Genomic DNA, 24,262 nt, shown 5'->3' with positions numbered 1-24,262 from the left:
CAAGCCCCCGATGAGTCCGGAACATCCAGCACAGAACTACCTGACACTCCCCCGCAAAACACCCACCACCGCCTGCAACTGCGCAGGCGTAGCCGCCCCCACGGCAACAGGCTCACCCGCCACCAATACCACCCGCGACCAGATCCGATGAAAGAAGCCCTTGTGCGGATCGCGGCTGAAGAAACTCCCCCACAGCCCCTGCAACGCCATCGGAATCACCGGCACCGGTGTCTCTTCCAGGATGCGCGTCACCCCACCACGGAACTCATTCATCTCGCCATCCGCCGTCAATTTGCCTTCCGGGAAGATACACACCAACTCCCCGTCCTTCAGGTACTGGGCAATGCGCGTGAAGGCCTTTTCGTAGATCTGGATATCTTCATTGCGCCCGGCAATCGGAATCGCCCCGGCGGTGCGGAAGATAAAGTTCAGCACCGGCAAACGGTAGATCTTGTAGTACATGACAAAGCGAATCGGCCGACGCACCGCGCCACCGATCAACAACGCATCGACAAACGACACGTGATTGCACACCAGCAACGCTGCGCCTTCGTCCGGGATCAGGTCGAGGTTGCGATGCTCCACGCGGTACATGGAGTGGCTGAGCAGCCAAATCATGAAGCGCATGGTGAACTCGGGGACGATCTTGAAGATGTAGGCGTTGACCGCGATGTTGAGCAGCGACACCACCAAGAACAACTCCGGGATCGACAGCTTGGCCACGCTCAGCAGCAGGATCGACACGATCGCCGATACCACCATGAACAGCGCATTGAGAATGTTGTTGGCGGCGATCACCCGCGCCCGCTCGTTCTCGGCGGTACGCGACTGGATCAGCGCGTACAGCGGCACGATATAGAAGCCGCCGAACACACCCAGGCCAAGGATATCGAACAACACCCACCAGGCTTGGCCGTAGCTGAGCACCGCGAGCCAATCGTTGGCCTGGACGTTCTGCGGGAAACCGCCGGAATGCCACCACAGCAGCAGGCCGAACACCGTCAGGCCGAACGAGCCAAACGGTACCAGGCCGATTTCCACCTTACGCCCGGAGAGTTTTTCGCAGAGCATCGAGCCCAGGGCGATGCCCACCGAGAACACCGTGAGGATCAGGGTGACCACGGTTTCATCGCCGTACAACCATTCCTTGGCGTAGGCCGGGATCTGCGTCAGGTAGATCGCGCCGACAAACCAGAACCACGAGTTACCGACAATCGAGCGCGACACCGCGGGCGTCTGCCCCAGGCCCATGCGCAGCGTGGCCCAGGACTGGGTGAAGATATTCCAATCCAGGCGCAGTTGCGGCGTGGATGCGGCCGCCCGTGGAATGCTGCGGCTGGCCAGGTAACCCAGCACCGCCACGCCGACAATCGCCACCGCCACGATCGGCGCGTAATGGGTGGACGACATCATGATACCGGCGCCAATGGTGCCGGCCAGGATGGCCAGGAACGTACCCATCTCCACCAGGCCGTTGCCACCTACCAGCTCATCTTCGTGCAGGGCCTGGGGCATGATCGAGTACTTCACCGGACCGAACAGCGCCGAATGGGTACCCATGGCAAACAACGCCAGCAGCATCAATTCCAAATGGTTGAACAGGAAGCCTGTGGCACCGACGGCCATGATCACGATCTCGCCGATCTTGATCGCACGGATCAACGCATCCTTGTTGAATTTTTCGCCAAACTGCCCGGCCAGCGCCGAAAACAGGAAGAACGGCAGGATAAACAGCAAGGCGCACAGGTTGACCCAAATGCTGCGGTCACCGTCGATGGTGAGCTTGTAGAGAATCGCCAGGATCAGCGATTGCTTGAAGATGTTGTCGTTGAAAGCGCCCAGCAACTGGGTGATGAAAAACGGCAGGAAGCGCCGTGTGCGCAGCAAGGTGAATTGTGAGGGGTGGCTCATCGTCCGTGTTCCTGCGTGGCCTAATAGTTATCAGGCCACGACTTTACCTAACTCCGCTTACTTATTCCCTAGTCCTGCAATGCACGGCGAAACAAAAAGCTCTCCCTTATAGGCGCCCTGCACGGTGCGCTTGGCCACGATCAGCCACATCAGCGCCAACGCCACCACCAGCAGGCTACCGAAGGCGCTGAAGAAGCCCAGGTGCAGCAGGCTCGCCAACTTCAGCGTGGCCAGGGCGTACACCCCCAATGGGAAGGTAAAGCCCCACCAACCGAGGTTGAACGGGATACCGCCGCGCAGGTAACGCAGGGTGATCAATACCGCGATCAGCATCCACCACAAGCCGAAGCCCCACAGGGTGATGCCTGCGACCAGGCCGAGCCCATTGGCTATTTCACCCACGCCGGACAAGCCATTGGCGGCAAAGATCGCCGGAGCATCGCCGCCCAGCAACAACATGCCCAGGGCACCGGTACCGATCGGGCCCAGCGCCAGCCAGCTCGACGCCGCCATGTTGGCGTGGGGCAGTTTGTGCAGGGCCATGCGCAACATCAGGATGGTCAGGATGCTGAACGCCACCGGCAGGGAAAACGCCCACAACACGTAGCTGGTCACCAGCATCACCAGTTGCGAATGAGCGTCCGCCAGGTGCGGCGCGAGCAAGCCGCCGCTGGCTGCGGCGACTTCGGCCGCCACCACCGGCAGCAACCAGACCGCAGTCATCTGATCGATGCTGTGTTCCTGGCGGGTGAACATCATGAAGGGAATCAGCACACCGCAGGCCAGGGCCATCGCCACATCCAGCCACCACAGGGCTTCGGCCAACGCAATCACATCGGCGCCCCAACGCGGCAGGCCAAACAGCAGCAAGCCATTGAGAATGGTCGCCAGGCCCATGGGGATGGTGCCGAAGAACATCGAGACCGTGGAGTGCCCGAAAATCCGCCGCGCCTCCTGGAAAAACATCACCCAGCGCGCGGTATACAGGGCACTGAACAGAATGAACAGACCAATGGTGAACCACCACAGTGCTTCGGCAATGACCTGCACACCTGGCAGGTTGACCGGCCATTGCGCCAGGGCCAGCGCCAGCACGCCGGTGCCCATGGTCGCGGCGAACCAGTTGGGGGTGAATTGGCGAATCACTTCCCGAGGCCGGGTCAGGTGACTGAAGGGTTTGTAGCTGATGGTCGTCGAGCAGTTCATGATGGCAATCCTCTTCCTCGCATGAGGTTGAGGCCATGGTAGAACCTGTTCGAATATCTATATAACGGGTAATATCTCTAACTGTTATCTACTTTACAGATATGCAGGCCGCCTTGGATTTTGCCGAATCCTGCAGCAGCAAGGCGACCAACGCCCCGAGGGCCAGCAGGATCAGTACAGCGCCGTAACCGTCGGTGGTGACGATCAGGCCAAAGCTGCGAATCAGGTTGCCCGCCAGCAGCGAAGGTAAGCAGAACGCCAAATAACTCAGCACATAGAATGCCGACATCAAGCCTGCCCGTTCATGGGGCAAAGCCAGCGGCACCACACTGCGCAATGCGCCGAGAAAGCCGGCGCCGAAGCCGCTGCCGGCGATCAATGTGGCGATAAAAAACAGCGGCAGGCTGGCGCTGTGCACCGCAGTAAGGATCAGCGCCACCCCCACCGCCAGCAGCGTCGCGCCCAGGCGCAGCACCTTGCTGGCCGGGCGATTGCGCAGGGTGAAGATCATCAGCGCGCCACTCAACGTCAGCACCGCCACCAGGCCGCCACCGATAAGGTTCGATGTAGAGCCTGTCGCCGCCCGTACCAGCGACGGCGCCAGGGACAGGTAAAAGCCCCCCATCGCCCACACCGCCACGTCCACCGGCAATGACAGCCACAACGCGCGACGCGCCTGGGGCGGCACATGCAGCGTGGGGCGCAGCGAGGCCAGTGCACCGGGAATACGATCAACGGTTTCCGGCAGGCGCCACACATACAGCGCCTGCATCAGCATCAGCGTCAGCAGCGTCCAGTAGATCAACTGCGTCGGCAGTGGCGCGAACTCCGCCAGCACGCTGCTGCCCATCGCACCGCACGCCATGCCCAGCAGCGGCGCCACGCTGTTGACCAGCGGGCCCTGCTGGCGGTCGGTGTCGAGCAAGGCCGCGCCCAGCACCGCCGTGGCCATGCCGGTGGCAAACCCCTGTACGGTACGCGCAGCGATCAGCCAGGCCACGCTGTCTTCATTGATAAACAGCAGCATCGCCAACATATTCAGGACCAACGCCGTAAAAATCACTGGCCTGCGTCCCAGGTGGTCCGACAGCGCGCCCACGGTCAACAGCGCCGCCAACAGGCTCAGGGCGTACACGCCAAAGATCAGCGTGAGCGTGCCCGCCGAAAAATGCAGCCCCTCCTGGTACAGGTGATACAACGGTGTCGGCGCACTGGAAGCGGCGAGAAACGTCAGCAACGTGACCGCGAGGAACACCAGGCTGGAACGATGAGAAGTGAGGCTGGACATGGGCACGCTCCGCTAAAGCTAATTTTTTGCTTTTGCGGAGTGTGCTACTCGCCGGCGCTTAAAGCAAATTCTTTGTGTTAAGGTCACACGCATGGCGATAAAAGAAGGCCTCCGCCCGGGGGGCCGCAGTGCCCGGGTACAGGAATCGGTCCATTCGGCCGTGCGTGAATTGCTCGAAACCCATGAGCGCTCCAGTGTCACGGTGCCGATGATTGCCGCGCGCGCAGGCGTAACGCCCTCGACCATCTATCGGCGCTGGGGCGACCTCTCGGTGCTGCTGGCGGATGTGGCCCTGGCGCGCATGCGCCCCGACAGCGAGCCCGCCAACACCGGCAGCCTGCGTGGTGACTTGCGGGCGTGGGCCGAGCAATACCTGGATGAGATGAGTTCGGAGCCGGGCCGCAACATGATGCGCGACCTGCAATGCAGGGGGACGCCGGGCTACTGCGTGAGCATCTTGAGTGGGCAGCTGCAGGCGATTGTCGACCGTTATCCGCACCAGTCGCCACCGAGCGTGGACCACTTGATCAATCTGCTGGCAGCGCCGACGGTGTTTCGTATTCTGTTCTCAAGCGCGCCGCTGACGGTTGAAGAGCTGCACGCGCTGATCGAGCTGGCACTGAAAGCCTGAAGACCTGACACAAAAACCAAATGTGGGAGGGGGCTTGCTCCCGATAGCGGTATGTCAGTCAGCTTATCTGTAGCTGACACATCGCAATCGGGAGCAAGCCCCCTCCCACATTTTTTGACCGCGTTTTATCAGGTACGCATCCCGCGCCCGCTCACCAGCAGCTTCGCGCAACCGATATACAACACCACAGTCGCCACCAGCATGAAGGTGATCGCCACGCTGATCTTGATATCCGACACGCCCAGGATGCCGTAGCGGAAGGCGTTGACCATGTGCAGCACCGGGTTGGCCAGCGACACGGTCTGCCAGAACGGCGGCAGCAAGGTGATGGAGTAGAACACCCCGCCCAGGTAGGTCAGCGGCGTCAGCACGAAAGTCGGGATGATCGAGATGTCATCGAAGTTGCGTGCAAACACGGCGTTGATAAACCCCAGCAGCGAGAAGATGGTCGCCGTCAGCACCACCACCAGAATGGTGACGCCGAGGTGATGCACCTGCAGGTGGGTGAAGAACAGTGATAGCAGCGTCACGATCACGCCCACCATCAAGCCGCGCAGTACGCCACCCAGGGTGTAGCCGATCAAAATGGTATGCGGCGACACCGGCGAGACCATCAGCTCTTCGATGGAGCGCTGGAACTTACTGCCGAAGAAACTGGAGACCACGTTGCCGTAGGAGTTGGTGATCACCGACATCATGATCAGGCCCGGCACGATGTACTCCATATAGGTGAAACCACCCATGTCGCCGATCTGCCGGCCGATCAGGTTACCGAAGATCACAAAGTACAACACCATGGTGATCGCCGGCGGCAGCAGGGTCTGCGGCCAGATCCGGGTAAAGCGCTTCACTTCGCGGTAGACGATGGTCTGCAGTGCGACGAGGTTGGGTTGCAGCTCAGAACTCATACCGCCACCTTCGTCAGATTTTTCTCCACCAGGGACACGAACAACTCCTCAAGGCGATTGGTTTTATTACGCAGGCTCAGCACGTCGATGTTCTGCGCCGCCAACTGGGTGAACAACGCAGTGATGCCCATGGCTTTATCCACCTGGACTTCCAGGGTGTGGCTGTCCACCAGGCGGCTGGGGTAGCCGAGCAGTTGCGGCGGTGCCGACAGGTTGTTCTTCAGGTCGAGCAGGAAGGTTTCCACATGCAGTTGGCCCAGCAGGTTACGCATGCTGGTGTTCTCGACGATGGTGCCGTGGTCGATGATGCCGATGTTGCGGCACAGCTGCTCAGCCTCCTCCAGGTAATGGGTGGTGAGGATGATGGTGATGCCCTTCTCGTTCAGCTCGGTGAGGAAGGTCCACATCGAACGACGCAGTTCGATGTCCACGCCGGCGGTGGGCTCATCGAGGATCAACAGGCGCGGTTCATGCACCAGTGCGCGGGCAATCATCAGGCGACGCTTCATGCCGCCGGACAGCGAGCGGGACGGCACGTCGCGCTTGTCCCACAGGCCCAACTGGGTCAGGTATTGCTCGGCGCGCTCCTTGGCAACTTTCGCCGGGATGCCGTAGTAGCCAGCCTGGGTCACGACAATGTCGAAAGTCTTTTCGAACTGGTTAAAGTTGAATTCCTGGGGCACCACACCGATGGAGCGCTTGAGCGCCGCCGGGGATTTGTCCAGGTCGTGGCCGAAGATATTCACCGTGCCGCTGGTCTTGTTGACCAGAGTGGAGAGGATACCGATGGTGGTGGATTTGCCGGCGCCGTTGGGGCCGAGCAAGGCGAAGAAGTCACCTTCGGCAACGTCCAGATCGATACCACTCAGGGCCTGGAAACCGTTGCCGTAGGTTTTGGTTAGCTGCCGGATGGACAGAGCGGAACTCATATCGGAATACGCACCAAAGAAGGGAATAGAAAGAGTAGATGAGGGCGCAGCGCAGGTAGTTCAACGGCGGCGCATGACAGGCATGGTGCTTGCCCGCGCCGCACAAGTACAGTCACCTGTATTAATAGTCAGTATTAAGTCAACGCGGTCATGACCGCCTTGCGGTAGGCCGGGCGCTGTTGCAGACGCTGGTACCAGGCCTCTAGGTTGGGCATCGCAGGGCGTTCGATGGGCATCTCGAACCAGGCGTAGATAAAGCAGCCGAGGGGAATATCACCGATGCCAAAGGTGTCGCCCGACAGGTAAGGCTGGTGGGCCAATGCGCTGTCCACGGTGCTCAGTGCATCGATACAGGCCTGACACCCAGCGTTGATGCTGTCCCAGTTCCGCTTTTCCGCGGGGGTGCGCACAACGCCCCAGAACACGGCCTTGAACGGCTCGGCGAGGGTCGAGGTGGTCCAGTCCATCCATTTTTCGGCGCTGGCACGCACTTGCAGGTCGCTCGGGTAAAACGCCGACCCGTGCTTGGCACAGAGGTAGCGCACGATGGTGTTGGACTCCCACAACACAAAGTCGCCGTCCTCGATCATCGGCACCCGGCCATTCGGGTTCAATGCCCGGTATTGCGGCGTGTAGACCACACCAAAAGCCCCGCCCGCATCAATTGCCTCATAGTCCAGGCCGAGTTCCTCGGCGCACCACAGTGCTTTCCTGACGTTTGATGAATTTTTACGACCCCAGATCTTCAGCATGACCGCGCCTTTTTGTTGATGAACATGGCTGGATGAACGCAGCAGCATACGCCGGTTCACCCGCGGCTCAAATCGCTCGGCAAGTCGCCCGACAAGATCGGCATCTGTTCAGCAAACAGGTGTGGGTAACATTTCTCCAGATGGGCGAAGAAGAAATCCTCGGGCACATCGGGAAACTGCCCATGGTCCACCACGTACTCCATCGAGCGCTGCCCCTGGCGGTTGAATGCATGGAATACGCTGTCGCTGATCCCGTCGAAGTCCAGTGGTGGTACGTCGAACACCTCACAGAGTTGGCGGTTGAACGCCGGCGTCGCCTTGACCCAGCGGCCGTCCAGGTAAAGCTCGGTGTAGCCATGCATGGCAAACACATCGCTTTTGAGCAACGCGATCAGGCGCGGTGTCGACAGGTGATTGCGCACATCCGCAAGACCGATGCGCGCCGGGATGCCGCAGTGACGGGCGCAGGCGGCGAGCAAGGTGGCCTTGGGCACGCAATAGCTTTCGCCGGCGGCCAGGGCGAAGCTGGCATTCAAGGTGGCGGGATCGCGGCTGAAGGTGTAGGGGTTATAGCGAATCGCCTCACGCACGGCGTAATAGAGACTGACCGCCTGGTCACGTAAATTCGCGCTGGAGCCGCGGTGTTTTTCGGCGAACTCCACCACCGCAGGGTGGTCACTATCGATGAAGCGGCTGGGACTCAGATACGTATCCATGAGCTTGATCTCCGAAGGAAGCCTGGAGTTTAACGACAGGTCCGCCACGGAGATAACGACGATTCGGCCAAATGTCGGCGCCTGATGCCAGGTGTTCCCAGTACAACTTGTAACACCCTGATCACCCCGCTTGTTCGGATGCCGACTAAGCTCCCTGGTGGTTTCGCCCCTGGTTTCACGGAGGATTGAATATGCTGTTGTTGTGGATACTGGTTCTGGTGGTCGGCATTGCCTACCTGGCACATCGCCGCGTCGCCCCCCTGCCCGCCCTGGGCGTGGTCGCCGTTTACCTGCTGGCGATGGGCGCCTGGAGCCATGCACCGGGTTGGCTGCTGCTGATTTTCTGGGTATTGATCGCAGTGGTGGCCGCGCCCTTGCTGCTGCCGGACCTGCGCCGCCAATACTTCACCAAGCCGCTGTTCAGCTGGTTCCAGAAAGTCTTGCCGCCGATGTCCGAGACCGAGCGCGACGCCATCGACGCCGGCACCGTGTGGTGGGACGGCGAACTGTTCAGCGGTCGTCCCGACTGGGACAAGCTGCTGGCCTACCCCAAGGTGCAACTGACCGAGGAAGAACAGGCCTTTATCGACGGCCCCACCGAAGAACTCTGCGCCATGGTCAGCGACTGGGAAATCGGCCAGGCCATGGACCTGCCGCCGGCAGCGTGGGAGCACATCAAGACCCACGGTTTCTTCGCCCTGATCATTCCCAAGGAATATGGCGGCAAGGGCTTCTCCGCTTATGCCCACTCCCAGGTCGCGATGAAACTCGCCACCCGCAGCGGCGACCTGGCCTCCACAGTGATGGTGCCCAACTCCCTCGGCCCGGCCGAATTGCTGTTGCATTACGGCACCGACGAACAACGCAACCACTACCTGCCACGCCTGGCGCGTGGCGATGACATCCCCTGCTTCGCCCTCACCGGCCCGCTGGCGGGCTCCGATGCCGGCGCCATGCCTGACACGGGGGTGATCTGCAAAGGCGAATGGGAAGGCAAGGAAACCCTCGGCCTGCGCCTGAACTGGGAAAAACGCTACATCACCCTTGGCCCGGTCGCGACCCTGCTGGGCCTGGCCTTCAAGGCCCACGACCCAGACCACCTGCTGGGTGAAGAAGAAGACCTGGGTATCAGCCTCGCGCTGATCCCGACCGACACCCCCGGTGTGGAAATCGGCCGTCGCCACCTGCCCCTCGGCGCCGCGTTCATGAACGGTCCGAACTCCGGCAAGGACGTGTTCATCCCCTTGGAATACCTCATCGGCGGCCAGGAAATGCTCGGCAAAGGCTGGATGATGCTGATGAACTGCCTGTCGGTCGGCCGTTCGATCTCCCTGCCCGCCGTGGGTACCGGCGCCGCCAAGTTCACCAGCCTGGTCACCGGCCAGTACGCCCAGGTGCGCGAGCAGTTCAACGTACCGCTGTCAGCCTTCGAAGGTATCCAGGAAGCCCTGGCGCGCATCGGCGGCAACGCCTGGCTGATGGACAGCGCACGCATGCTCACCGCCAATGCCGTGGACCTTGGGGAAAAACCCTCGGTGCTGTCGGCGATCCTCAAGTACCACCTGACCGAACGCGGCCGTGAGTGCATCAGCCACGCCATGGACGTACACGGCGGCAAGGGCATCATCATGGGCCCGAACAACTACCTGGGCCGCAGCTGGCAGGGCGCGCCGATCTTCATCACCGTGGAAGGCGCGAACATCCTCTCGCGCAACCTGATGATCTTCGGCCAGGGTGCCATCCGCTGCCATCCGTTCGTGCTCAAGGAAATGGCGCTGGCCGGGCGTGAGGACCACGATCAGGCGCTGAAGGAGTTCGACGGGCTGCTGATGCAACACATTGGTTTTGCCGTGAGCAATGCCGCCAGCACCCTGGTGCTGAACCTCGGCGTGGGGCACTTCGAGAAAGCCCCGGGCAACCGTTTGAGCCAGGGTTATTTCCGCGCATTGAACCGCCAGGCTGCCGCGTTCGCGCTGCTGGCGGACCTGAGCATGATGCTGCTGGGTGGCGAGTTGAAACGCCGCGAACGCCTGTCGGCACGCCTCGGTGACGTGCTAAGCCATATGTACCTGGCGTCGGCGGCACTCAAGCGTTACCACGACCTGGATTCGCCGGATCACTTGGAACCGCTGTTCGCCTGGGCCATGGAAGAAAGCCTCGGCGAGTCCGAGCGTGCGTTGGATGAGCTGCTGAGCAACTTCCCGAATAAAGTGCTGGGTTGCCTGCTGCGGGTGATTGTATTCCCGTTCGGGCGTCGCCATACCGGTCCGTCCGATGCGCTGGATGCCGAAGTGGCCGCGGTGATTGGCCGCGCCAAAGGCGACCCGACCCTGGAAGAATTGCTGGCCGGCTGCTACCGCCCACAATCGGCAGAAGATCCAGTGGGCGCTCTGCAACACGCCTACGATCTATTGGGTGCCAGCCATCCATTGCAGAAAAAACTGCACACCGCGCTCAAAAGTGGCCAGGTCAAACCCGCTGCCGGCGAACATGCGATCGATGCCGCCCTGCACGCCGGTGTGCTGCAACCGGCGGAAGCGCAGAGCTTGCGCGACGCCGAAGCGGCACGGCGCAAGGTGATCGACGTGGATGATTTCAGCAAGGAAGAGCTGGTACACGCTGAAGGTAAAGTCCGCTGAGTCCGGCGGTCATATAAAAACGGGCGCGAGAGGCATATACTCTCGCGCCCGTTTTTGCTTTAGAGGACTTATCTCGTGTCCAACGTCGTTGCCGATCATCTCGTCTTGCTCGACCACCTGCGCAGCATCCTGGTTGCCGTCGGCGAAGCCGAACAGGTGCCCGAGGAAAGCCACACCCTGTTCCTGGAGCGCTTCGACGAACTGCGCGCCCTGCTGCCGATCGACCCGATCGAAAGCCAGTACCTGGGCCAGGACCTGATGAGCCAGGTCATCCTGCGCTACCCGCAGATCGCCCACCTGGTCCCGCGCGACCTGCTGTGGTTCTTCGGCGGCGATTGCCTGCACTTCATGCCCGACGAAGAACTGGACCTGTACCAGGCCCTGGAAGAGCGTCGCTTTGAAGCCGAACAAAACGACGAACCCTTCGACTGGAACCAGGAAAAGCAACTGCTGGCCATGCCGCAGGACCAAAGCAAACACTGATTGTTCAAGACACTGCATAACTGAATGCGGGAGGGAGCAAGCCCTCCTCCCACATTTTCGACCGTGCGCCTATCGCCGGCGCAATGTCGGCTCCCTCGCCATGCACTCCACCAGATAATCGATAAACACCCGAAGCTTCGGCGGCAGGTAACGCGTGGGCGAATGCAACAACCACGCTTCGCCATGGTAGGACGCAATAAAGTCCCACCCGGGCAGCACCTGTACCAACCGCCCCTCCTCCAACGCATGCCGCGCGGTGAAATACGGCAAGCTGCCAATTCCCACGTGCTGCAACACCGCATCCAGCCGAACGCCGGTGTGGTTCGCCGCATAACGTCCACGCACGCCGACCGTCACCGCCTTGCCGCCCTGGCGGAATTTCCAGCGTGAATCCCCCGGGGTTTCACCGAGATAGATGCAACTGTGCGCCAGCAAATCATGGGGATGCTCCGGCGCACCATGCTCGGCTAGATACTGCGGCGTGGCACAGAGTAAATGCTCAATCGGCAATAACTGCCGCCCCACCAGGCCCGGCGGCGGGCTGTCGGTGATGCGGATGCTGAGGTCGACATTGTCATCGATCAGGTCCACATGCCGGTCCTCGAGGATCAATTGCACATCCACCCTGGGATAACGCCGCAGGAACTCCGGCATATGCGGGTGCACCACAAACCGCCCCACCGCCTTCGGCACACTGACCCGCACCAGGCCCTCGGCCTCGTGGGTGAACTGGCCGCTGATTTCCATCACTGAGCGCGCCGCGCTGACCATTTCCTGGCAGCGCTTGAAAACCTCCTCACCGGCTTCACTCAGGCGCAATTTGCGCGTGGTGCGTTGCAGCAAACGGGTGGACAGGGCCTTTTCCAGGCGCGAAATACTGCGGCTTACAGCCGACGGCGAAACGCTCAACTGCCGCGCCGCTTCGGAGAAGCTGCCGGTCTCTACTACCTTGACGAAAATCGCCATTTCGCCCAGCAGCGGCAAAGGAAGATTGATGCTCATGACGCACAGGTCCATTGATATTTGAGCGGATTATCACCTATCCAGGCAATATTTATACTGCCCGCAGAACCCTGATGCGGATGTAGAAAATGACCGAGCGCCTGTTTTTCACCCATGACCACCTGACCGCCGAGCTTGAAGTACTCAGTTGCACCCCCTGCGAGGGCCAGTTTGCGGTCGTTTTGCAGTCGACGATTTTCCATCCCCAAGGCGGTGGCCAGCCGTTCGATACCGGCTGGCTGGGCGACAGCCAGGTGCTGCGAGTCACCCAGGAAACCGATCGCGTGGTGCACTATGTCAACCAACCGGTGGAACCGGGCCCCATCACCGCGCGGGTCGACGAACCACGCCGCGCCCTGCACACCCGCCTGCACTCCGCCGGGCATTTGATCGGCAACGCTGGCGAAACCCTGGGTTGGATGCCGATCAAGGCGCACCACTGGCCAGGTGAAGGCAAGATCACTTTTATCCGTGGCGAAACCGCGCAAGCCATGGACGCCGAGATCATTCAACAGCAGATCAACCAATGGATCGCCGCCGACTACCCGCGCCATATGGCCCTGGACGACGGCACCCGCGAAGTGGGCTTCGGTGATCTGCCCACCTACGCTTGCGGCGGTACCCATGTGCAAACGCTGGGCGAGTTGGGTCAGGTAACGATCCTGGCGCTTTCGGAGAAAAAGGGTGCGTTGTCGGTGCGTTACAGCCTGGACTAGAGAGCAGAGTCGGGTGCTATCGAGTTTTTAGATAAGCCTCCCAGTGGTCTCCCGGGCACACCTTGGCAGTGGTAGTGTGTCGAAATATTTCTGACATATTGATCAGGAATCCCCCATTTCCCTTTGCAAAGGAATGCCCCTGACCATGCACTTTCGACTCAAGCAATTAGCGGCTGCCACCCTGTTCGCGGCCGGCCTTTCGGTGATGACCACACCTGCCTTTGCCAACATCACCCCAGAGCAAAGCACGGCGATCCTGACGAGCTTCAGCGAAACGTCGGTCACGGATTTCCGTGGTTTCCTCGGCACCCTGGCCAAAGGCGACCTGGGCAAGGCCAACGACGTAGGCCCGGCGATCGGTGCCTTCCTCGATAACAAAACCCTGACCGCCGACCAGCAGAACGAAATCCATCGCCTTTTGGGTATTTACACCCGAGTGAAATACGGCAAAGCCGCCCTCGATACCTTGCGCGAACTGGTGGAAATTCCGACCTTCAACGTGGACGGCATGCCGCAGTACAAAAATCCGGAATTCATCCGGATTGCCGCCAAGATCCAGGCCCTGGCCAAGACCTTCAACCTGAACTTCCGCAACGTCGACAACCGCGTGTACGAGATTTCCCTGGAAGGCAACGGCGACGAAGTGGTGGGTATCCACGCCCACGCCGACGTGGTGCCGGTGACGCCGGAGAACTGGGTGTTGAAAGACGGCACCAGGCTCGACCCGTTCAAGGTCACGCTGATCGGCGACCGCATGTATGGCCGTGGCACCGAGGATGACAAAAACGGCATCGTGGTGGCGATGTACGCCATGAAGGTGATCAAGGAAGAGAAGTTGCCGCTGGCGCGCAATTTCAAGCTGCTGGTGGACACCACCGAAGAAACTTCCGGCGACGCGATCCCCTATTACTTCGAACGCAACCCGACGCCGCAGTACAACCTGGCGCTGGATGGCGGCTACCCGGTGGTGATTGCCGAAAAAGGTTATGGCACTGTCATGGCCACCTTCCCGCGCCGCAAAGGGGAAGGCCAAGGCGCGGAAATCATCGCTATGACCGGCGGCATGGCCACCAACCAGATTCCCTCGGCCTCGGTTGCCACGTTGATCAGCGACACGCCTGCCGAACTGGCCGCCAGCCTGCAAAAAGCCGGTACGGAGTATGCCAAACGCAACGGCGGTGACTTCGAAGTAACAGCCAAGGTGGTTGGCAAAGAGGTCAAGCTGACAGTGACCGGGGTTTCCGCGCACTCCTCCGAGCCCGAATCCGGTATCAACCCGGTGTCGCGCATGCTGGAGCTGATCCACAGCATCGACGGCAAGATCGCCCTCAAGCACAACCACATCACCGACGCGGCCCGTTATGCCTCGGACAACTGGGGTCTGGATTATCTGGGCGGCAAATTGGGCGTGGGTTTCTCCGATGATTTCATGGGGCCGCTGACCACCTCGCTGACCTTTGTCGGCCTGGATGACAAAGCCTTCAAGCTGGCGGTGAACCTGCGTGTACCAAAGGGCAAATCGCCGGAGAAACTGAAAGCCGAAATTTCCGACAAGTTGAGCGCCTGGGACAAGCAAACCAAGGTCAACGTGGACTTCACCTACTCGGTCGCCGAACCGATGTACCGCAACCCGGAAGGTGAGTGGGTGAAGGCCTTGTTGGCCGTGGCCAGCGAAAACCTCGGTATGGAGCACAAATTCGGCACCTCGGCCGGCGCGACGTCCGTGCATGAACTGCCCAATGGCGTGCAATTCGGCCTGGCGCGGCCGGAAGTGAAATACACCGGGCACACCGACAATGAGTTCAAGACGGTCGACCAGTTCTTGCTGGATCTGCAGATCGTCACCGAAATGATGGGGCGTATCGGACAGTTGCCGAAGCTCTGACAGCGATTGAAGTGTGCGCAAAAAAACGCCGATCAGTGATGATCGGCATTTTTACTCAGGTTCTTCATGCGCCCTGGTATCGCTTGCGCTCCTGCTCCCGCTGCAACATGTCCAGGGGTGGGTAGTAGATATACAGGGAAGACTCGATGGCAAACCATGCCGACGCCAACATTACCCCGCCCGCTACCACGACCATGCTGGCCAGAAACAGCCCCGTATCACCCAGTACATGCATGGCCGAGAAAATCAGCGAACCAGTGCCGAATCCAAAATATGGCACCGCCCAATCCACGACGGACAGCACCAAACAACCAAACACCAAGTGCGCGACTTTGTTCATCATCAACCGGTGCTGTTCTCGCAACTGCACATGCCGCTGATACCAGCTAAGCAGGAAATCACTGTTTTCCTTCAGTGCCAGGTCCAGAAGGTCGTTGGCCCACACATAACCGATCCCCCTTGAAGGAGGTGTATAGGCATCACCCAAGAGCTTTGGAAAGGCCATTCGCAACCTTGTGCCGATCCCACGAACGATTTCCGTCAACAGCGGCAGAACGAAAGACACCACCAGCGCAAAAGAGGCCGCGGTGACCGCCAGGAACCCCAAGTCAGCGAGCAATGCATCGCTGCTGGTCGTCCACTCCACCAAGGGCGTCCGGGTACGGATTAGCAAAGCGATATCGAGAAACAGCACAACGCTGACAAAGCGCATTGCCCAATGGAAATCCCATGCTTTTTCCAAGGCGCTGATACCCAATGGGGCGACCTTGGTTTCACCGGACGATTGAGAAGTTTCTGCCATCACGCGTGCTCCTTGAACTCAAACGCCAGACTATATCTCGAACACGCCAGGAACTGAGTCAGGAAGATGACAGGTTCAGGCAGATGAACAAATAACGCACAAACAAAAACGCCGATCATCACTGATCGGCGTTTTTGTTGAATATGGAGCGGGAAACGAGACTCGAACTCGCGACCCCGACCTTGGCAAGGTCGTGCTCTACCAACTGAGCTATTCCCGCAAATGGCGTCCCCTAGGGGACTCGAACCCCTGTTACCGCCGTGAAAGGGCGGTGTCCTAGGCCACTAGACGAAGGGGACACGCTACTGAAACACATGGTGTGTATTTCAGTGCCCAGAGGCCTCGTCCGAAGACTTGGTCCTGGTTTCACTCAGTGCCGCCCGAAAGCCACACTGCTTGTAAATTGGAGCGGGAAACGAGACTCGAACTCGCGACCCCGACCTTGGCAAGGTCGTGCTCTACCAACTGAGCTATTCCCGCATATGGCGTCCCCTAGGGGACTCGAACCCCTGTTACCGCCGTGAAAGGGCGGTGTCCTAGGCCACTAGACGAAGGGGACACACGTACAACATTCACTCCCTACCGCGTTTCGCTGTGTGCTTTACGCTGTAAGTGGCGCGCATTCTATGGATGGATTGAAAGGTCGTCAACCCCCAAGGATAAATTTATTTAAATCAATGACTTCGCCCGTGTTTACCGGCCCGCGCGGGGCATTCTGCCCGTCCAGGCCTTGACGCCTATATTCTGGCGTCCGACAAGGCGCTATAGTTCGTTCCAGCAAGTGATGGCAATGTGCATCTACGCAGGGAGCGGCTACTTATATAGAAGAACTACCTGGGTAACTGGTCGATCAGTCCTATCCGTCGACAAGCCCAGTCACTACACTCCACTGTAAACCCTATCAAAGAGGTCACACCGGTGACACCACTCATGATCACCCTGCTGGTAATTGCCGGGATCGTAATACTGATCGCCATTGGCTACATGAACCACGTGGTGGAAAACAACAAGCTGGAAAAGAAGCGCACCGAGATCGAGCTTAATGATCGCCTGCGCCGTTGCGGTGAGATCACCGAGACCTTCCCTGGCCAACTGATGACGCCGGCGCTCAAGCTGTTATTGGCCCGCCTGGAGCTCAACGTCAATCAGCGCCTGTTGAACCTCAACAAGACCAGTGCACCGCTCAAGGCCCGTATCACCGAGCTGAACACGCTGGTGGCCCAGGGCGAGTCCATCCCGGTGAACAACCCGCCGGCGCCGATCCAGACCGAAGCCAAGGCCAAGGACGTGCGCTTCCTGCTGGAAGCCCTGCATGGCCAGGTCACCCGCGCCGCCCAGGACGGGTTCCTGCCGACCAACGAAGCCAAGCACTGGATCAAGGAAATCCGTCATATCCTGGTGCTGTTGCACATAGAGTTCTTCAACAACCTCGGCCAGCACGCCTTGCAGCAGGGCCAGCCTGGCCAGGCGCGCCTGGCCTTCGAGCGTGGCGTGCAGTACCTGCGCAAGCAGCCTGAACCGGTGCTCTACAGTGCACAGCTGCAATTGCTGGAAGGTCAACTGGCCCGCGCCAACTCGACCGTGCTGGCTAACAGCAAACAGGCGGCGGAGGAAGTCAACGAATTGACCGAAGGCATGAAAGAAGTCGACGCCGATGCCGAGTGGAAAAAGAAAGTCATCTACGACTGATCTGCCCACTCCCCTGGGGTGAGCGGGCTGCCCGCTCGCCCCAACATGCCATCAATTTGCATCTATCGCCCCGCCCCCGACTAGCGTAAAAAAGTGCCCCTCACTCCGTGAAGTCAGAGGCCCGCTATGCCTATCGCCGTCATTGATGGACAACCGCTGCATTACGTCGACCAGGGCACCGGCCCTGTCGTCCTGCTCGGCTCAAGCTACCTGTGGGACCGCGACATGTGGGCCCCGCAGATCGAAGCCCTGTCACAACAGTACCGGGTCATCGTGCCCGAACTGTGGGGCCACGGCGAATCGGGCCAACTCCCCGCCCCCACCCACACCCTCGACGACCTTGCGCGCCAGGTCCTGGCCCTGCTTGACCATTTGGAGATCGCACAGATCAACCTGGCAGGCCTGTCGGTGGGCGGAATGTGGGGCGCACGCCTGGCATTGCAGGCCCCCGAGCGGATCAACAGCCTGGTGCTGATGGACACCTACCTCGGTGCCGAGCCAGAGGCCACGCGCCAGTATTACTTCTCGTTGTTCAAGATGATTGAAGATGCCGGCGCCATTCCTGAGCCGTTGCTGGATGTGATCGCGCCGATCTTCTTTCGCCCCGACATCGACCGCGAATCGGCGCTCTACCAGGATTTTCGCAAGTCACTGCAGGACTTTCCCCGGGAACGCCTGCTGCACAGCATCGTCCCCCTGGGTCGATTGATCTTCAGCCGCGAAGATGTACTGGAGCAACTACCGCGGCTGGACGCCGATACCACCTTGGTGATGTGTGGCGAACAGGACAAGCCTCGGCCACCCGCCGAATCCGAGGAAATGGCCGAACTGATTGGCTGTGCCCTGATCCTGATTCCAGACGCCGGGCATATCTCCAGCCGGGAGAACCCGGATTTCGTCAACGAAGCGCTGCTGACCTTCCTCGCCAACCACGCCTGATCGCCCTCCCTTTTGATCGCCGCCTCGGGGCGACGATCAAAGGCGGAAGTGCCCCACCATCCCCTTGAGCTCCGCCCCCAACTGCGCCAGCTGGATGCTCGACGCCGCATTGCCCTGCATGCTCAACGCCGATTGATCGGCACTCGCACGAATACTGGTGACACTACGGTTGATCTCTTCGGCCACCGAGCTCTGCTCCTCAGCCGCAGCGGCAATCTGCTGGTTCATCTGCTGGATCAACGACACCGCTACCGCAATGCTGCCCAGGGCACTTTCGGTTTCCAGCGCATCGCTGACCGCCAGCTTGACCAGTTCGCCACTTTGCTGGATCTGCTGCACCGATGATTGCGCCGCGCTGCGCAAGGTACTGACCAGCCGCTCGATTTCTTCGGTCGACTGCTGGGTGCGCTTGGCCAGTGCCCGTACTTCATCGGCCACCACCGCAAAACCCCGGCCCTGTTCGCCTGCGCGGGCGGCTTCGATGGCTGCGTTCAGGGCCAGCAGGTTGGTCTGTTCGGCGACGCTTTTGATCACGCTCAGCACGGTGCCGATATTCTGGATTTCGGCACTGAGGCTCTCGATGCTGGTGCTCGCGCGTGTACTGGACGTGGCCAACAATTCGATACGCTGCAAACTCTGGCGCACCACCTGCTGGCCGCTGTCGACTTTTTCATCCGCCGTCTGCGCGGCTTGTGCGGCCTGCTCGGCGTTGCGTGCCACATCGTGCACGGTGGCGGTCATCTGGTTCATCGCGGTAGCGACCTGCTCGGTTTCTTCCTTCTGGCTGCTGACCTCGACATTGGTCTGCTCGGTCACGCTGGACAGCGACTGCGCCGAGCTGGCCAATTGTTCGATACCGGCCTGCAGGCCGCTGACCATCTGGCTAAGGCCGCCGCCCATCTGTTGCATCGCCTGCATCAACTGGCCGATTTCATCACGGCGGCTGACCTCCATGCGCCCGCTCAGATCCCCGGCGGCAATCTGTCGGGCTACCGCGATCACACTGCGCAGCGGCGCGACAATCAAGCGGGTAATCACCCAGGCCGCAATCAACCCCACCAGCAAGGCCAGGGCCGACGAGCCAATGATCAACATCGCGCTTTTCTTCAGTTGCGCCTGCATCGACAGGTCTTCAGCGTCATAGGCCTGGTTGACCCGGCTGACGACTTGGTCAGCTCGATCATGCAGTTGTTTGTAGACGACTTTTTCCTGGGCCAGCAGGCCGGTGTATTCCCCCAGCTTTTCGCTGAAGGCGGCGATATGCCCGGAAACTTCGTTGAGCACCGTCTGATAACCAGGGTCCTTGACCGACGTTTTCAATTGCTCGACCTGGGCCAGGGCCTGGTCGGCCTGCTCGATCTTGCCTTGCTCGGCGTCGTCAGCATCCGCCTTGCGGCTCTGGTCCAGGCGCACATGGGCTTCGTTCATGGCCTGCAACATCAAGCGGGAAACCTGACTGATCTGGCCTGCCTGCTCGATAAACTCGGCCCCCTCCTTACCTTGGCTTTCCTTGAGGCCATAGGCGCCGTCGTCCGCCAGCCCGGCCTGCAATACATCCAGGTTATTCGCCACGCTGGACACCGACCAACTGGCCATTTCCAGCGCCAGATCCTTGGTCTGCGTCAGCTCGACGAACTCATCGAACGCCTTCCGGTAGGCTGCCAGAGCCTGCTCGACCTCGGCCATCACCGGCACATTCGCCGCAGACCGGGCCTTGAGGCCGGCCGCCTGGGCCGCCAGGGCATCGAGACTTTCATGCAAGGCGTCGACGGCCTTGGGGTCGGCGTGTAGCGCGTAGTCCTGTTCGATCAGGCGCACCTTGAGCAAGCCGCTGTTGAGCGACGACATGGCTTTGAGGCCTTCAAAACGCTGGCCAACGGTTTGCAGGGACCACACGCCGATAGCCGCGACCAACGCCGTCAGCAGCAGCACCAGGGTGAAGCCCAAGCCCAGTTTTTTCGCCATACCCAGGTTGGCGAAACGTCGTTGCACGCCTGAAATCATTGCACTTGAATCCTCTTGCAATGGCGGACGCCATCAAGTCCGATGGACAAGCAACGAGATTCGCAACCAAAAGGCACTGAGCACAAGGCACTGGCGCCACAATAATGGCAAAAAGCTACACACTCGTCGTTTTCAGAATGGTCGAGGTCGATCTGGCGGGCCCCATCGCACGGAACAACGCCAAGGCACGTTGATCAGTAGCATAGGCGACATTAAGGCGTAGCCACTCACTGTGCCCGCCGGTGGGACTGAACAACGCCCCGGGCGACAACAACACCCCCAACTGCCGGGCGCACGCCTGCAACCGCGAAGGCTGCGCCGTCCCCGGGCGTGCCCACAGGAACATACCGCCGGTGGGTACGGCGAACACCTCCCACTCTTCGTCCTCCAGCACTTGCAGGGTCACGGCCATTTCACTGCTCAACCGCTTGCGCAGGCGCTGCACCCACTTGCGATACGTGCCATTGGCCAGCAACGTGGCGACCACCGCTTCAGCAAACCGGGAGGTGCCGAAGCCGCTCAAGGTCTTGAGGCTGGCCAGTTGCGTGATGATTGCGCTGCTGGCGCAGAGGTAGCCCACGCGCAAGGCGCTGCTCAGGGTCTTGGAAAAACTCGCGACGTAGATCACCCGATCATCATGGGGCAATGCAGAAAGCCGCGTGCAACTGGCCTGTTGCAGATCGCCGTAGACATCTTCCTCGATGATCAGGAAGTTCTTGCGGTGTGCCAGTTCCAGCAAGCGCTCGGCCACCAGCCGGCACAGGCTGGTGCCCGTGGGATTGTGATAGAGGCTGTGGATGAACAGGCACTTGGGATGATGGTGCTGCAGCAGCGCTTCAAGCGCCGGGAGGTCGGGGCCGCCTCGGGTACGCGGTACTTCCAGCAGTTGCACGCCCTGGAACGCCAGCTGCCGATAGAGGTTGGCATACCCGGGGGTTTCGACCACCACGCTGTCGCCGGCCTTGAGCAGCGTACGTATCAGCAGGTCCTGGGCATGGCTGGCACCTGCGGTGGTCAGGATGCGCTCCAGGCTGGTGGCGATGTGAATCTGGGTCAGGCGCTTGAGCAGTTGCTCGCGCAGCGCAGGCAGACCCAGAGGGGTGCTGTAGTTGAACAGGCCAGCCGTGTCGGTGCGGGTGACTTCACGAATCGCGTAACTGATGTCATCGCTTTCGCGCCAGGCATCGGGCAACCAGCCACAGCCCAGCTTCAACTCGCCCAACGGATTGTCGGCAAAGGCGCCCCACTCGCGCTCCGCCCCCTCATACCAATTGCCTTCGTGGCAGGCAGCCGGCTGGGCCACCACAAATCCCGAGCCCTGCCGGGGCGCCAGCACCCCTTGGGCGACCATCCGTTCGAATGCTTCGATCACGCTGGATTGGCTGAGCAGGTTATCCAGGGCCAACTGGCGGACGGACGGCAAGCGCGTTCCGGGGCTCACGCCGTCCTTGCGAATCCATTGCACCACTGCACTGACGATTTGCTGCACTACCGGTACAAGGGCCTGTCGATCGATCCCTAAATCCATGAGCCACTCACTTCAACTGTCTGTTATCAACCCGGAGAGTTAAGCACAGAAGCAGCAGGTTGCCGGCCGCATAAATTTATTAAATTATTGATTTTATTGACTTATTTACCTACTGACACATATTCGGTCACAGCGTTTTGACAGCTTTGGAAAAGCCCCACGCGCGCCCAGACGTTTTCGAACAAGGGGCCGGCGCCAGGTCCTAGATAGCCGTCGCGCCACCGTCCACGGCCAAGGCGTGGCCGGTGGTGAACGCCGCTCCGTCGCTGCACAGGTACAGCACTGCGCTGGCGATTTCCTCCACCTTGCCGATACGCCCGACCGGGTGCATGGCGGCGGCGAATTCGGCCTTGCGGGGGTCGGCTTCATAGGCGCGCCGGAACATATCGGTATCGATCACCGCCGGGCAGACGGCATTGACGCGGATTTTCTTCTTCGCGTATTCGATAGCTGCGGACTTGGTCAGGCCGATCACCGCGTGCTTTGAGGCCGCGTAGATACTCATCTTCGGCGCCGCGCCCAACCCCGCCACCGACGCGGTGTTGACGATGGCCCCACCGCCCTGGGCCAGCAGCAGCGGCAACTGGTACTTCATGCACAACCACACACCCTTGACGTTGACGCCCATGATCGCGTCGAACTCATCCAGGCTGCCGTCCGCCAGCCTGCCCTTCTCGATCTCGATGCCGGCGTTATTGAACGCATAGTCCAGGCGACCATAGGCGCCGATGGTCTGTGCCATCAACTGCTGCACATCCGCCTCCTGGGTGACGTTGCAGCGCACGAACAGCGCCTCGCCCCCGGCCTGGTGGATCAGCGCGACCGTACCCTCGCCGCCAGCTACGTCCAGGTCGGCGACCACGACCTTCAAGCCTTCGGCGGCGAACGCCAGCGCAGTGGCGCGACCAATACCGGCGGCGGCGCCAGTCACCAGGGCGACCTGGCCGGAAAACGTCATGCTCATGGAGGATGTCCTATTGGGATTAATGGCAGTGGCACGAGTCTAGCCAACGCCGAGACGCACACGTCAGCACTATCAGAAGTCCGGTTAGTGCTGCATGAGTCATAGTGATAAGGCAACCGGGCTCACTATCAATGGCACCTATCGATGAGCATTCGCACCCTAGGCTGACCTTGCCCCCGGGCCGTCCAAGGTCTATCAATCATGCTTCACTTCTAAAGAGTCCTTGCCATGACCGCCCAGACCAACCGCCAATTCCTGCTCGCCAAACGCCCGGTCGGCGCGGCCACGCGGGAAACCTTCACTTACCAGGTCGTGCCGGTGGGCACGCCCGGGGACGGGCAGGTGCTGGTGCACAACGAATACCTGTCCCTCGACCCGGCCATGCGTGGCTGGATGAATGAAGGCAAGTCCTACATTCCGCCCGTAGGCCTCGGCGAGGTCATGCGCGCGCTGGGTGTAGGCAAGGTGATTGCCTCGAATAACCCGAAATTCTCCGTCGGGGACTACGTGAATGGCGCCCTGGGCGTGCAGGATTACTTCCTGGGCGAACCGCGCGGCTTCTACAAGGTCGACCCCAATCTGGCGCCCCTGCCCCGCTACCTGTCTGCGCTGGGCATGACCGGCATGACCGCCTACTTCGCACTGCTGGACACCGGCGCGCCCAAGGCCGGTGAAACCGTGGTGATCTCCGGCGCGGCCGGTGCCGTGGGCAGCATTGCCGGGCAGATCGCCAAGCTCAAAGGCTGCCGCGTGGTCGGCATTGCCGGCGGCGCCGACAAGTGCAAGTTCCTGGTGGATGAGCTGGGCTTCGACGCCGCCATCGACTACAAGAACGAAGACGTGCCCGCCGCCCTGAAGCGCGAGTGCCCTAAAGGCGTGGATGTGTATTTCGATAACGTCGGCGGCGACATTCTTGACGCGGTGCTCAGTCGGCTGGCGTTGAAAGCCCGCGTGGTGATTTGCGGGGCCATCAGCCAGTACAACAACAAGGAAGCGGTGAAAGGCCCGGCCAACTACCTCTCACTGCTGGTCAACCGCGCAAGGATGGAAGGCTTTGTGGTGATGGATCACGCGGCGAACTTTGCCGCCGCCGGGCAGGAAATGGCCGGCTGGATGGCCCAGGGCAAGCTCAAGAGCAAGGAGGATATCGTCGAGGGGCTGGAGACGTTCCCGGAGACGCTGATGAAGCTGTTCAACGGCGAAAACTTTGGCAAATTGGTGCTCAAGGTCAGCTGATACACGGCAGATCCGCGCGTTCCCACGCGAACGT

General features: G+C 60.5%; 20 protein-coding genes, 4 tRNA genes and 1 pseudogene. 8 read left to right on the top strand and 17 right to left on the bottom strand.

The window, feature by feature from the left end; all coding sequences use genetic code 11:
- Positions 1-36: 36 nt before the first annotated feature.
- The 3 genes from BFQ01_RS05665 to BFQ01_RS05655 form a co-directional block, all read right to left on the bottom strand.
- On the bottom strand, positions 37-1,911 hold the full coding sequence (locus tag BFQ01_RS05665) for an MFS transporter (protein ID WP_065924523.1): 1,875 nt from the start codon (positions 1,909-1,911) through the stop codon (positions 37-39).
- 57 nt (positions 1,912-1,968) lie between these two features.
- Positions 1,969-3,117, bottom strand: coding sequence for a TDT family transporter (locus tag BFQ01_RS05660; protein WP_065924522.1), 1,149 nt, complete (start codon positions 3,115-3,117; stop codon positions 1,969-1,971).
- Positions 3,118-3,205: 88 nt separating this feature from the next.
- Positions 3,206-4,405, bottom strand: coding sequence for an MFS transporter (locus tag BFQ01_RS05655; RefSeq protein WP_065924521.1), 1,200 nt, complete (start codon positions 4,403-4,405; stop codon positions 3,206-3,208).
- A 91-nt stretch (positions 4,406-4,496) separates the two neighbouring features.
- Here BFQ01_RS05655 and BFQ01_RS05650 point away from each other — a divergent pair, with 91 nt between their 5' ends.
- The gene (locus BFQ01_RS05650; RefSeq protein ID WP_065924520.1) at positions 4,497-5,036 is read left to right on the top strand and encodes a TetR/AcrR family transcriptional regulator; all 540 of its coding nucleotides are present in this window, start codon (positions 4,497-4,499) and stop codon (positions 5,034-5,036) included.
- A gap of 128 nt (positions 5,037-5,164) precedes the next feature.
- On the opposite strand, the gene BFQ01_RS05645 is transcribed toward BFQ01_RS05650, so the two are convergent.
- The 4 genes from BFQ01_RS05645 to BFQ01_RS05630 all read right to left on the bottom strand — a co-directional run bounded on the left by BFQ01_RS05645 (position 5,165) and on the right by BFQ01_RS05630 (position 8,341).
- The gene (locus BFQ01_RS05645; protein ID WP_012723134.1) at positions 5,165-5,944 is read right to left on the bottom strand and encodes an ABC transporter permease; all 780 of its coding nucleotides are present in this window, start codon (positions 5,942-5,944) and stop codon (positions 5,165-5,167) included.
- Positions 5,941-6,873: an ABC transporter ATP-binding protein gene (locus BFQ01_RS05640; protein ID WP_027607098.1), complete on the bottom strand. Its 933-nt coding sequence runs from the start codon at positions 6,871-6,873 to the stop codon at positions 5,941-5,943. The genes BFQ01_RS05645 and BFQ01_RS05640 overlap by 4 nt, the downstream gene beginning before the upstream one ends.
- Positions 6,874-7,007: 134 nt before the next feature.
- Positions 7,008-7,625 carry a glutathione S-transferase family protein gene (locus BFQ01_RS05635; protein ID WP_065924555.1) on the bottom strand — a complete coding sequence of 206 codons (618 nt, stop codon included), beginning with the start codon at positions 7,623-7,625 and terminating at the stop codon, positions 7,008-7,010.
- Positions 7,626-7,681: 56 nt separating this feature from the next.
- Complete coding sequence (locus BFQ01_RS05630; RefSeq protein ID WP_065924519.1) at positions 7,682-8,341, bottom strand: transglutaminase-like domain-containing protein; 660 nt, start codon at positions 8,339-8,341, stop codon at positions 7,682-7,684.
- Positions 8,342-8,532: 191 nt separating this feature from the next.
- Between BFQ01_RS05630 and BFQ01_RS05625 the strand changes: the two genes are divergently transcribed.
- Both BFQ01_RS05625 and BFQ01_RS05620 read left to right on the top strand, forming a co-directional pair.
- The gene (locus tag BFQ01_RS05625) at positions 8,533-10,980 is read left to right on the top strand and encodes an acyl-CoA dehydrogenase (protein ID WP_065924518.1); all 2,448 of its coding nucleotides are present in this window, start codon (positions 8,533-8,535) and stop codon (positions 10,978-10,980) included.
- A 75-nt stretch (positions 10,981-11,055) separates the two neighbouring features.
- Positions 11,056-11,463, top strand: a complete 408-nt coding sequence (locus BFQ01_RS05620) for a PA2817 family protein (protein WP_010567536.1) — start codon at positions 11,056-11,058, stop codon at positions 11,461-11,463.
- A gap of 69 nt (positions 11,464-11,532) precedes the next feature.
- Here BFQ01_RS05620 and BFQ01_RS05615 read toward each other — a convergent pair whose 3' ends face one another.
- Positions 11,533-12,465 carry a LysR family transcriptional regulator gene (locus tag BFQ01_RS05615; protein WP_065924554.1) on the bottom strand — a complete coding sequence of 311 codons (933 nt, stop codon included), beginning with the start codon at positions 12,463-12,465 and terminating at the stop codon, positions 11,533-11,535.
- An 89-nt stretch (positions 12,466-12,554) separates the two neighbouring features.
- Here BFQ01_RS05615 and BFQ01_RS05610 point away from each other — a divergent pair, with 89 nt between their 5' ends.
- Together BFQ01_RS05610 and BFQ01_RS05605 are read left to right on the top strand one after the other, a co-directional pair.
- The gene (locus BFQ01_RS05610) at positions 12,555-13,181 is read left to right on the top strand and encodes a hypothetical protein (RefSeq protein ID WP_065924517.1); all 627 of its coding nucleotides are present in this window, start codon (positions 12,555-12,557) and stop codon (positions 13,179-13,181) included.
- 145 nt (positions 13,182-13,326) lie between these two features.
- Positions 13,327-15,066, top strand: coding sequence for a dipeptidase (locus BFQ01_RS05605; RefSeq protein WP_065924553.1), 1,740 nt, complete (start codon positions 13,327-13,329; stop codon positions 15,064-15,066).
- 64 nt (positions 15,067-15,130) lie between these two features.
- Here BFQ01_RS05605 and BFQ01_RS05600 read toward each other — a convergent pair whose 3' ends face one another.
- The 5 genes from BFQ01_RS05600 to BFQ01_RS05580 form a co-directional block, all read right to left on the bottom strand.
- A complete protein-coding gene (locus tag BFQ01_RS05600; RefSeq protein WP_065924516.1) occupies positions 15,131-15,868 on the bottom strand; it encodes a hypothetical protein in 738 nt (245 codons plus the stop codon).
- 144 nt (positions 15,869-16,012) lie between these two features.
- Positions 16,013-16,088, bottom strand: a tRNA-Gly gene (locus BFQ01_RS05595).
- 3 nt (positions 16,089-16,091) lie between these two features.
- Positions 16,092-16,167 (bottom strand) — tRNA-Glu (locus tag BFQ01_RS05590).
- A gap of 105 nt (positions 16,168-16,272) precedes the next feature.
- Positions 16,273-16,348 (bottom strand) — tRNA-Gly (locus tag BFQ01_RS05585).
- Between the two features lie 3 nt (positions 16,349-16,351).
- Positions 16,352-16,427, bottom strand: a tRNA-Glu gene (locus BFQ01_RS05580).
- 359 nt (positions 16,428-16,786) lie between these two features.
- Here BFQ01_RS05580 and BFQ01_RS05575 point away from each other — a divergent pair.
- Both BFQ01_RS05575 and BFQ01_RS05570 read left to right on the top strand, forming a co-directional pair.
- A complete protein-coding gene (locus tag BFQ01_RS05575) occupies positions 16,787-17,557 on the top strand; it encodes a hypothetical protein (protein ID WP_027607090.1) in 771 nt (256 codons plus the stop codon).
- 126 nt (positions 17,558-17,683) lie between these two features.
- Positions 17,684-18,496: an alpha/beta fold hydrolase gene (locus BFQ01_RS05570; RefSeq protein ID WP_065924515.1), complete on the top strand. Its 813-nt coding sequence runs from the start codon at positions 17,684-17,686 to the stop codon at positions 18,494-18,496.
- A gap of 36 nt (positions 18,497-18,532) precedes the next feature.
- Here the strand turns inward: BFQ01_RS05570 and BFQ01_RS33275 are convergent, their stop codons facing one another.
- The 4 genes and pseudogenes from BFQ01_RS33275 to BFQ01_RS05555 all read right to left on the bottom strand — a co-directional run bounded on the left by BFQ01_RS33275 (position 18,533) and on the right by BFQ01_RS05555 (position 22,992).
- On the bottom strand, positions 18,533-19,375 hold the full coding sequence (locus BFQ01_RS33275) for a methyl-accepting chemotaxis protein (RefSeq protein ID WP_370671245.1): 843 nt from the start codon (positions 19,373-19,375) through the stop codon (positions 18,533-18,535).
- A gap of 18 nt (positions 19,376-19,393) precedes the next feature.
- A pseudogene (locus BFQ01_RS33270) lies at positions 19,394-19,591 on the bottom strand (HAMP domain-containing protein); the annotation flags it as partial.
- 1,024 nt (positions 19,592-20,615) lie between these two features.
- Complete coding sequence (locus BFQ01_RS05560) at positions 20,616-22,028, bottom strand: aminotransferase-like domain-containing protein (protein ID WP_065924513.1); 1,413 nt, start codon at positions 22,026-22,028, stop codon at positions 20,616-20,618.
- A gap of 202 nt (positions 22,029-22,230) precedes the next feature.
- Positions 22,231-22,992 carry an SDR family oxidoreductase gene (locus tag BFQ01_RS05555; RefSeq protein ID WP_065924512.1) on the bottom strand — a complete coding sequence of 254 codons (762 nt, stop codon included), beginning with the start codon at positions 22,990-22,992 and terminating at the stop codon, positions 22,231-22,233.
- Between the two features lie 228 nt (positions 22,993-23,220).
- Between BFQ01_RS05555 and BFQ01_RS05550 the strand changes: the two genes are divergently transcribed.
- Positions 23,221-24,228 carry an NADP-dependent oxidoreductase gene (locus tag BFQ01_RS05550; protein WP_065924511.1) on the top strand — a complete coding sequence of 336 codons (1,008 nt, stop codon included), beginning with the start codon at positions 23,221-23,223 and terminating at the stop codon, positions 24,226-24,228.
- The last annotated feature ends 34 nt before the right edge of the window (positions 24,229-24,262 follow it).

The organism is Pseudomonas sp. 8 R 14, assembly GCF_900005955.1.
GTDB lineage: Bacteria > Pseudomonadota > Gammaproteobacteria > Pseudomonadales > Pseudomonadaceae > Aquipseudomonas > Aquipseudomonas marginalis.
Note: the sequence above shows the minus strand (reverse complement) of the source record. Positions and strands in the feature narration are given on the sequence as shown.

What these genes read in the sequence shown, in the direction of transcription:
- BFQ01_RS05665 (WP_065924523.1), bottom strand. Translation starts at nt 1,911, where the DNA reads ATGAGCCACCCCTCACAATTCACCTTGCTGCGCACACGGCGCTTCCTG.
- BFQ01_RS05660 (WP_065924522.1), bottom strand. Translation starts at nt 3,117, where the DNA reads ATGAACTGCTCGACGACCATCAGCTACAAACCCTTCAGTCACCTGACC.
- BFQ01_RS05655 (WP_065924521.1), bottom strand. Translation starts at nt 4,405, where the DNA reads ATGTCCAGCCTCACTTCTCATCGTTCCAGCCTGGTGTTCCTCGCGGTC.
- BFQ01_RS05650 (WP_065924520.1), top strand. Translation starts at nt 4,497, where the DNA reads ATGGCGATAAAAGAAGGCCTCCGCCCGGGGGGCCGCAGTGCCCGGGTA.
- BFQ01_RS05645 (WP_012723134.1), bottom strand. Translation starts at nt 5,944, where the DNA reads ATGAGTTCTGAGCTGCAACCCAACCTCGTCGCACTGCAGACCATCGTC.
- BFQ01_RS05640 (WP_027607098.1), bottom strand. Translation starts at nt 6,873, where the DNA reads ATGAGTTCCGCTCTGTCCATCCGGCAGCTAACCAAAACCTACGGCAAC.
- BFQ01_RS05635 (WP_065924555.1), bottom strand. Translation starts at nt 7,625, where the DNA reads ATGCTGAAGATCTGGGGTCGTAAAAATTCATCAAACGTCAGGAAAGCA.
- BFQ01_RS05630 (WP_065924519.1), bottom strand. Translation starts at nt 8,341, where the DNA reads ATGGATACGTATCTGAGTCCCAGCCGCTTCATCGATAGTGACCACCCT.
- BFQ01_RS05625 (WP_065924518.1), top strand. Translation starts at nt 8,533, where the DNA reads ATGCTGTTGTTGTGGATACTGGTTCTGGTGGTCGGCATTGCCTACCTG.
- BFQ01_RS05615 (WP_065924554.1), bottom strand. Translation starts at nt 12,465, where the DNA reads ATGAGCATCAATCTTCCTTTGCCGCTGCTGGGCGAAATGGCGATTTTC.
- BFQ01_RS05610 (WP_065924517.1), top strand. Translation starts at nt 12,555, where the DNA reads ATGACCGAGCGCCTGTTTTTCACCCATGACCACCTGACCGCCGAGCTT.
- BFQ01_RS05605 (WP_065924553.1), top strand. Translation starts at nt 13,327, where the DNA reads ATGCACTTTCGACTCAAGCAATTAGCGGCTGCCACCCTGTTCGCGGCC.
- BFQ01_RS05600 (WP_065924516.1), bottom strand. Translation starts at nt 15,868, where the DNA reads ATGGCAGAAACTTCTCAATCGTCCGGTGAAACCAAGGTCGCCCCATTG.
- BFQ01_RS05570 (WP_065924515.1), top strand. Translation starts at nt 17,684, where the DNA reads ATGCCTATCGCCGTCATTGATGGACAACCGCTGCATTACGTCGACCAG.
- BFQ01_RS33275 (WP_370671245.1), bottom strand. Translation starts at nt 19,375, where the DNA reads ATGGTCAGCGGCCTGCAGGCCGGTATCGAACAATTGGCCAGCTCGGCG.
- BFQ01_RS05560 (WP_065924513.1), bottom strand. Translation starts at nt 22,028, where the DNA reads ATGGATTTAGGGATCGATCGACAGGCCCTTGTACCGGTAGTGCAGCAA.
- BFQ01_RS05555 (WP_065924512.1), bottom strand. Translation starts at nt 22,992, where the DNA reads ATGAGCATGACGTTTTCCGGCCAGGTCGCCCTGGTGACTGGCGCCGCC.
- BFQ01_RS05550 (WP_065924511.1), top strand. Translation starts at nt 23,221, where the DNA reads ATGACCGCCCAGACCAACCGCCAATTCCTGCTCGCCAAACGCCCGGTC.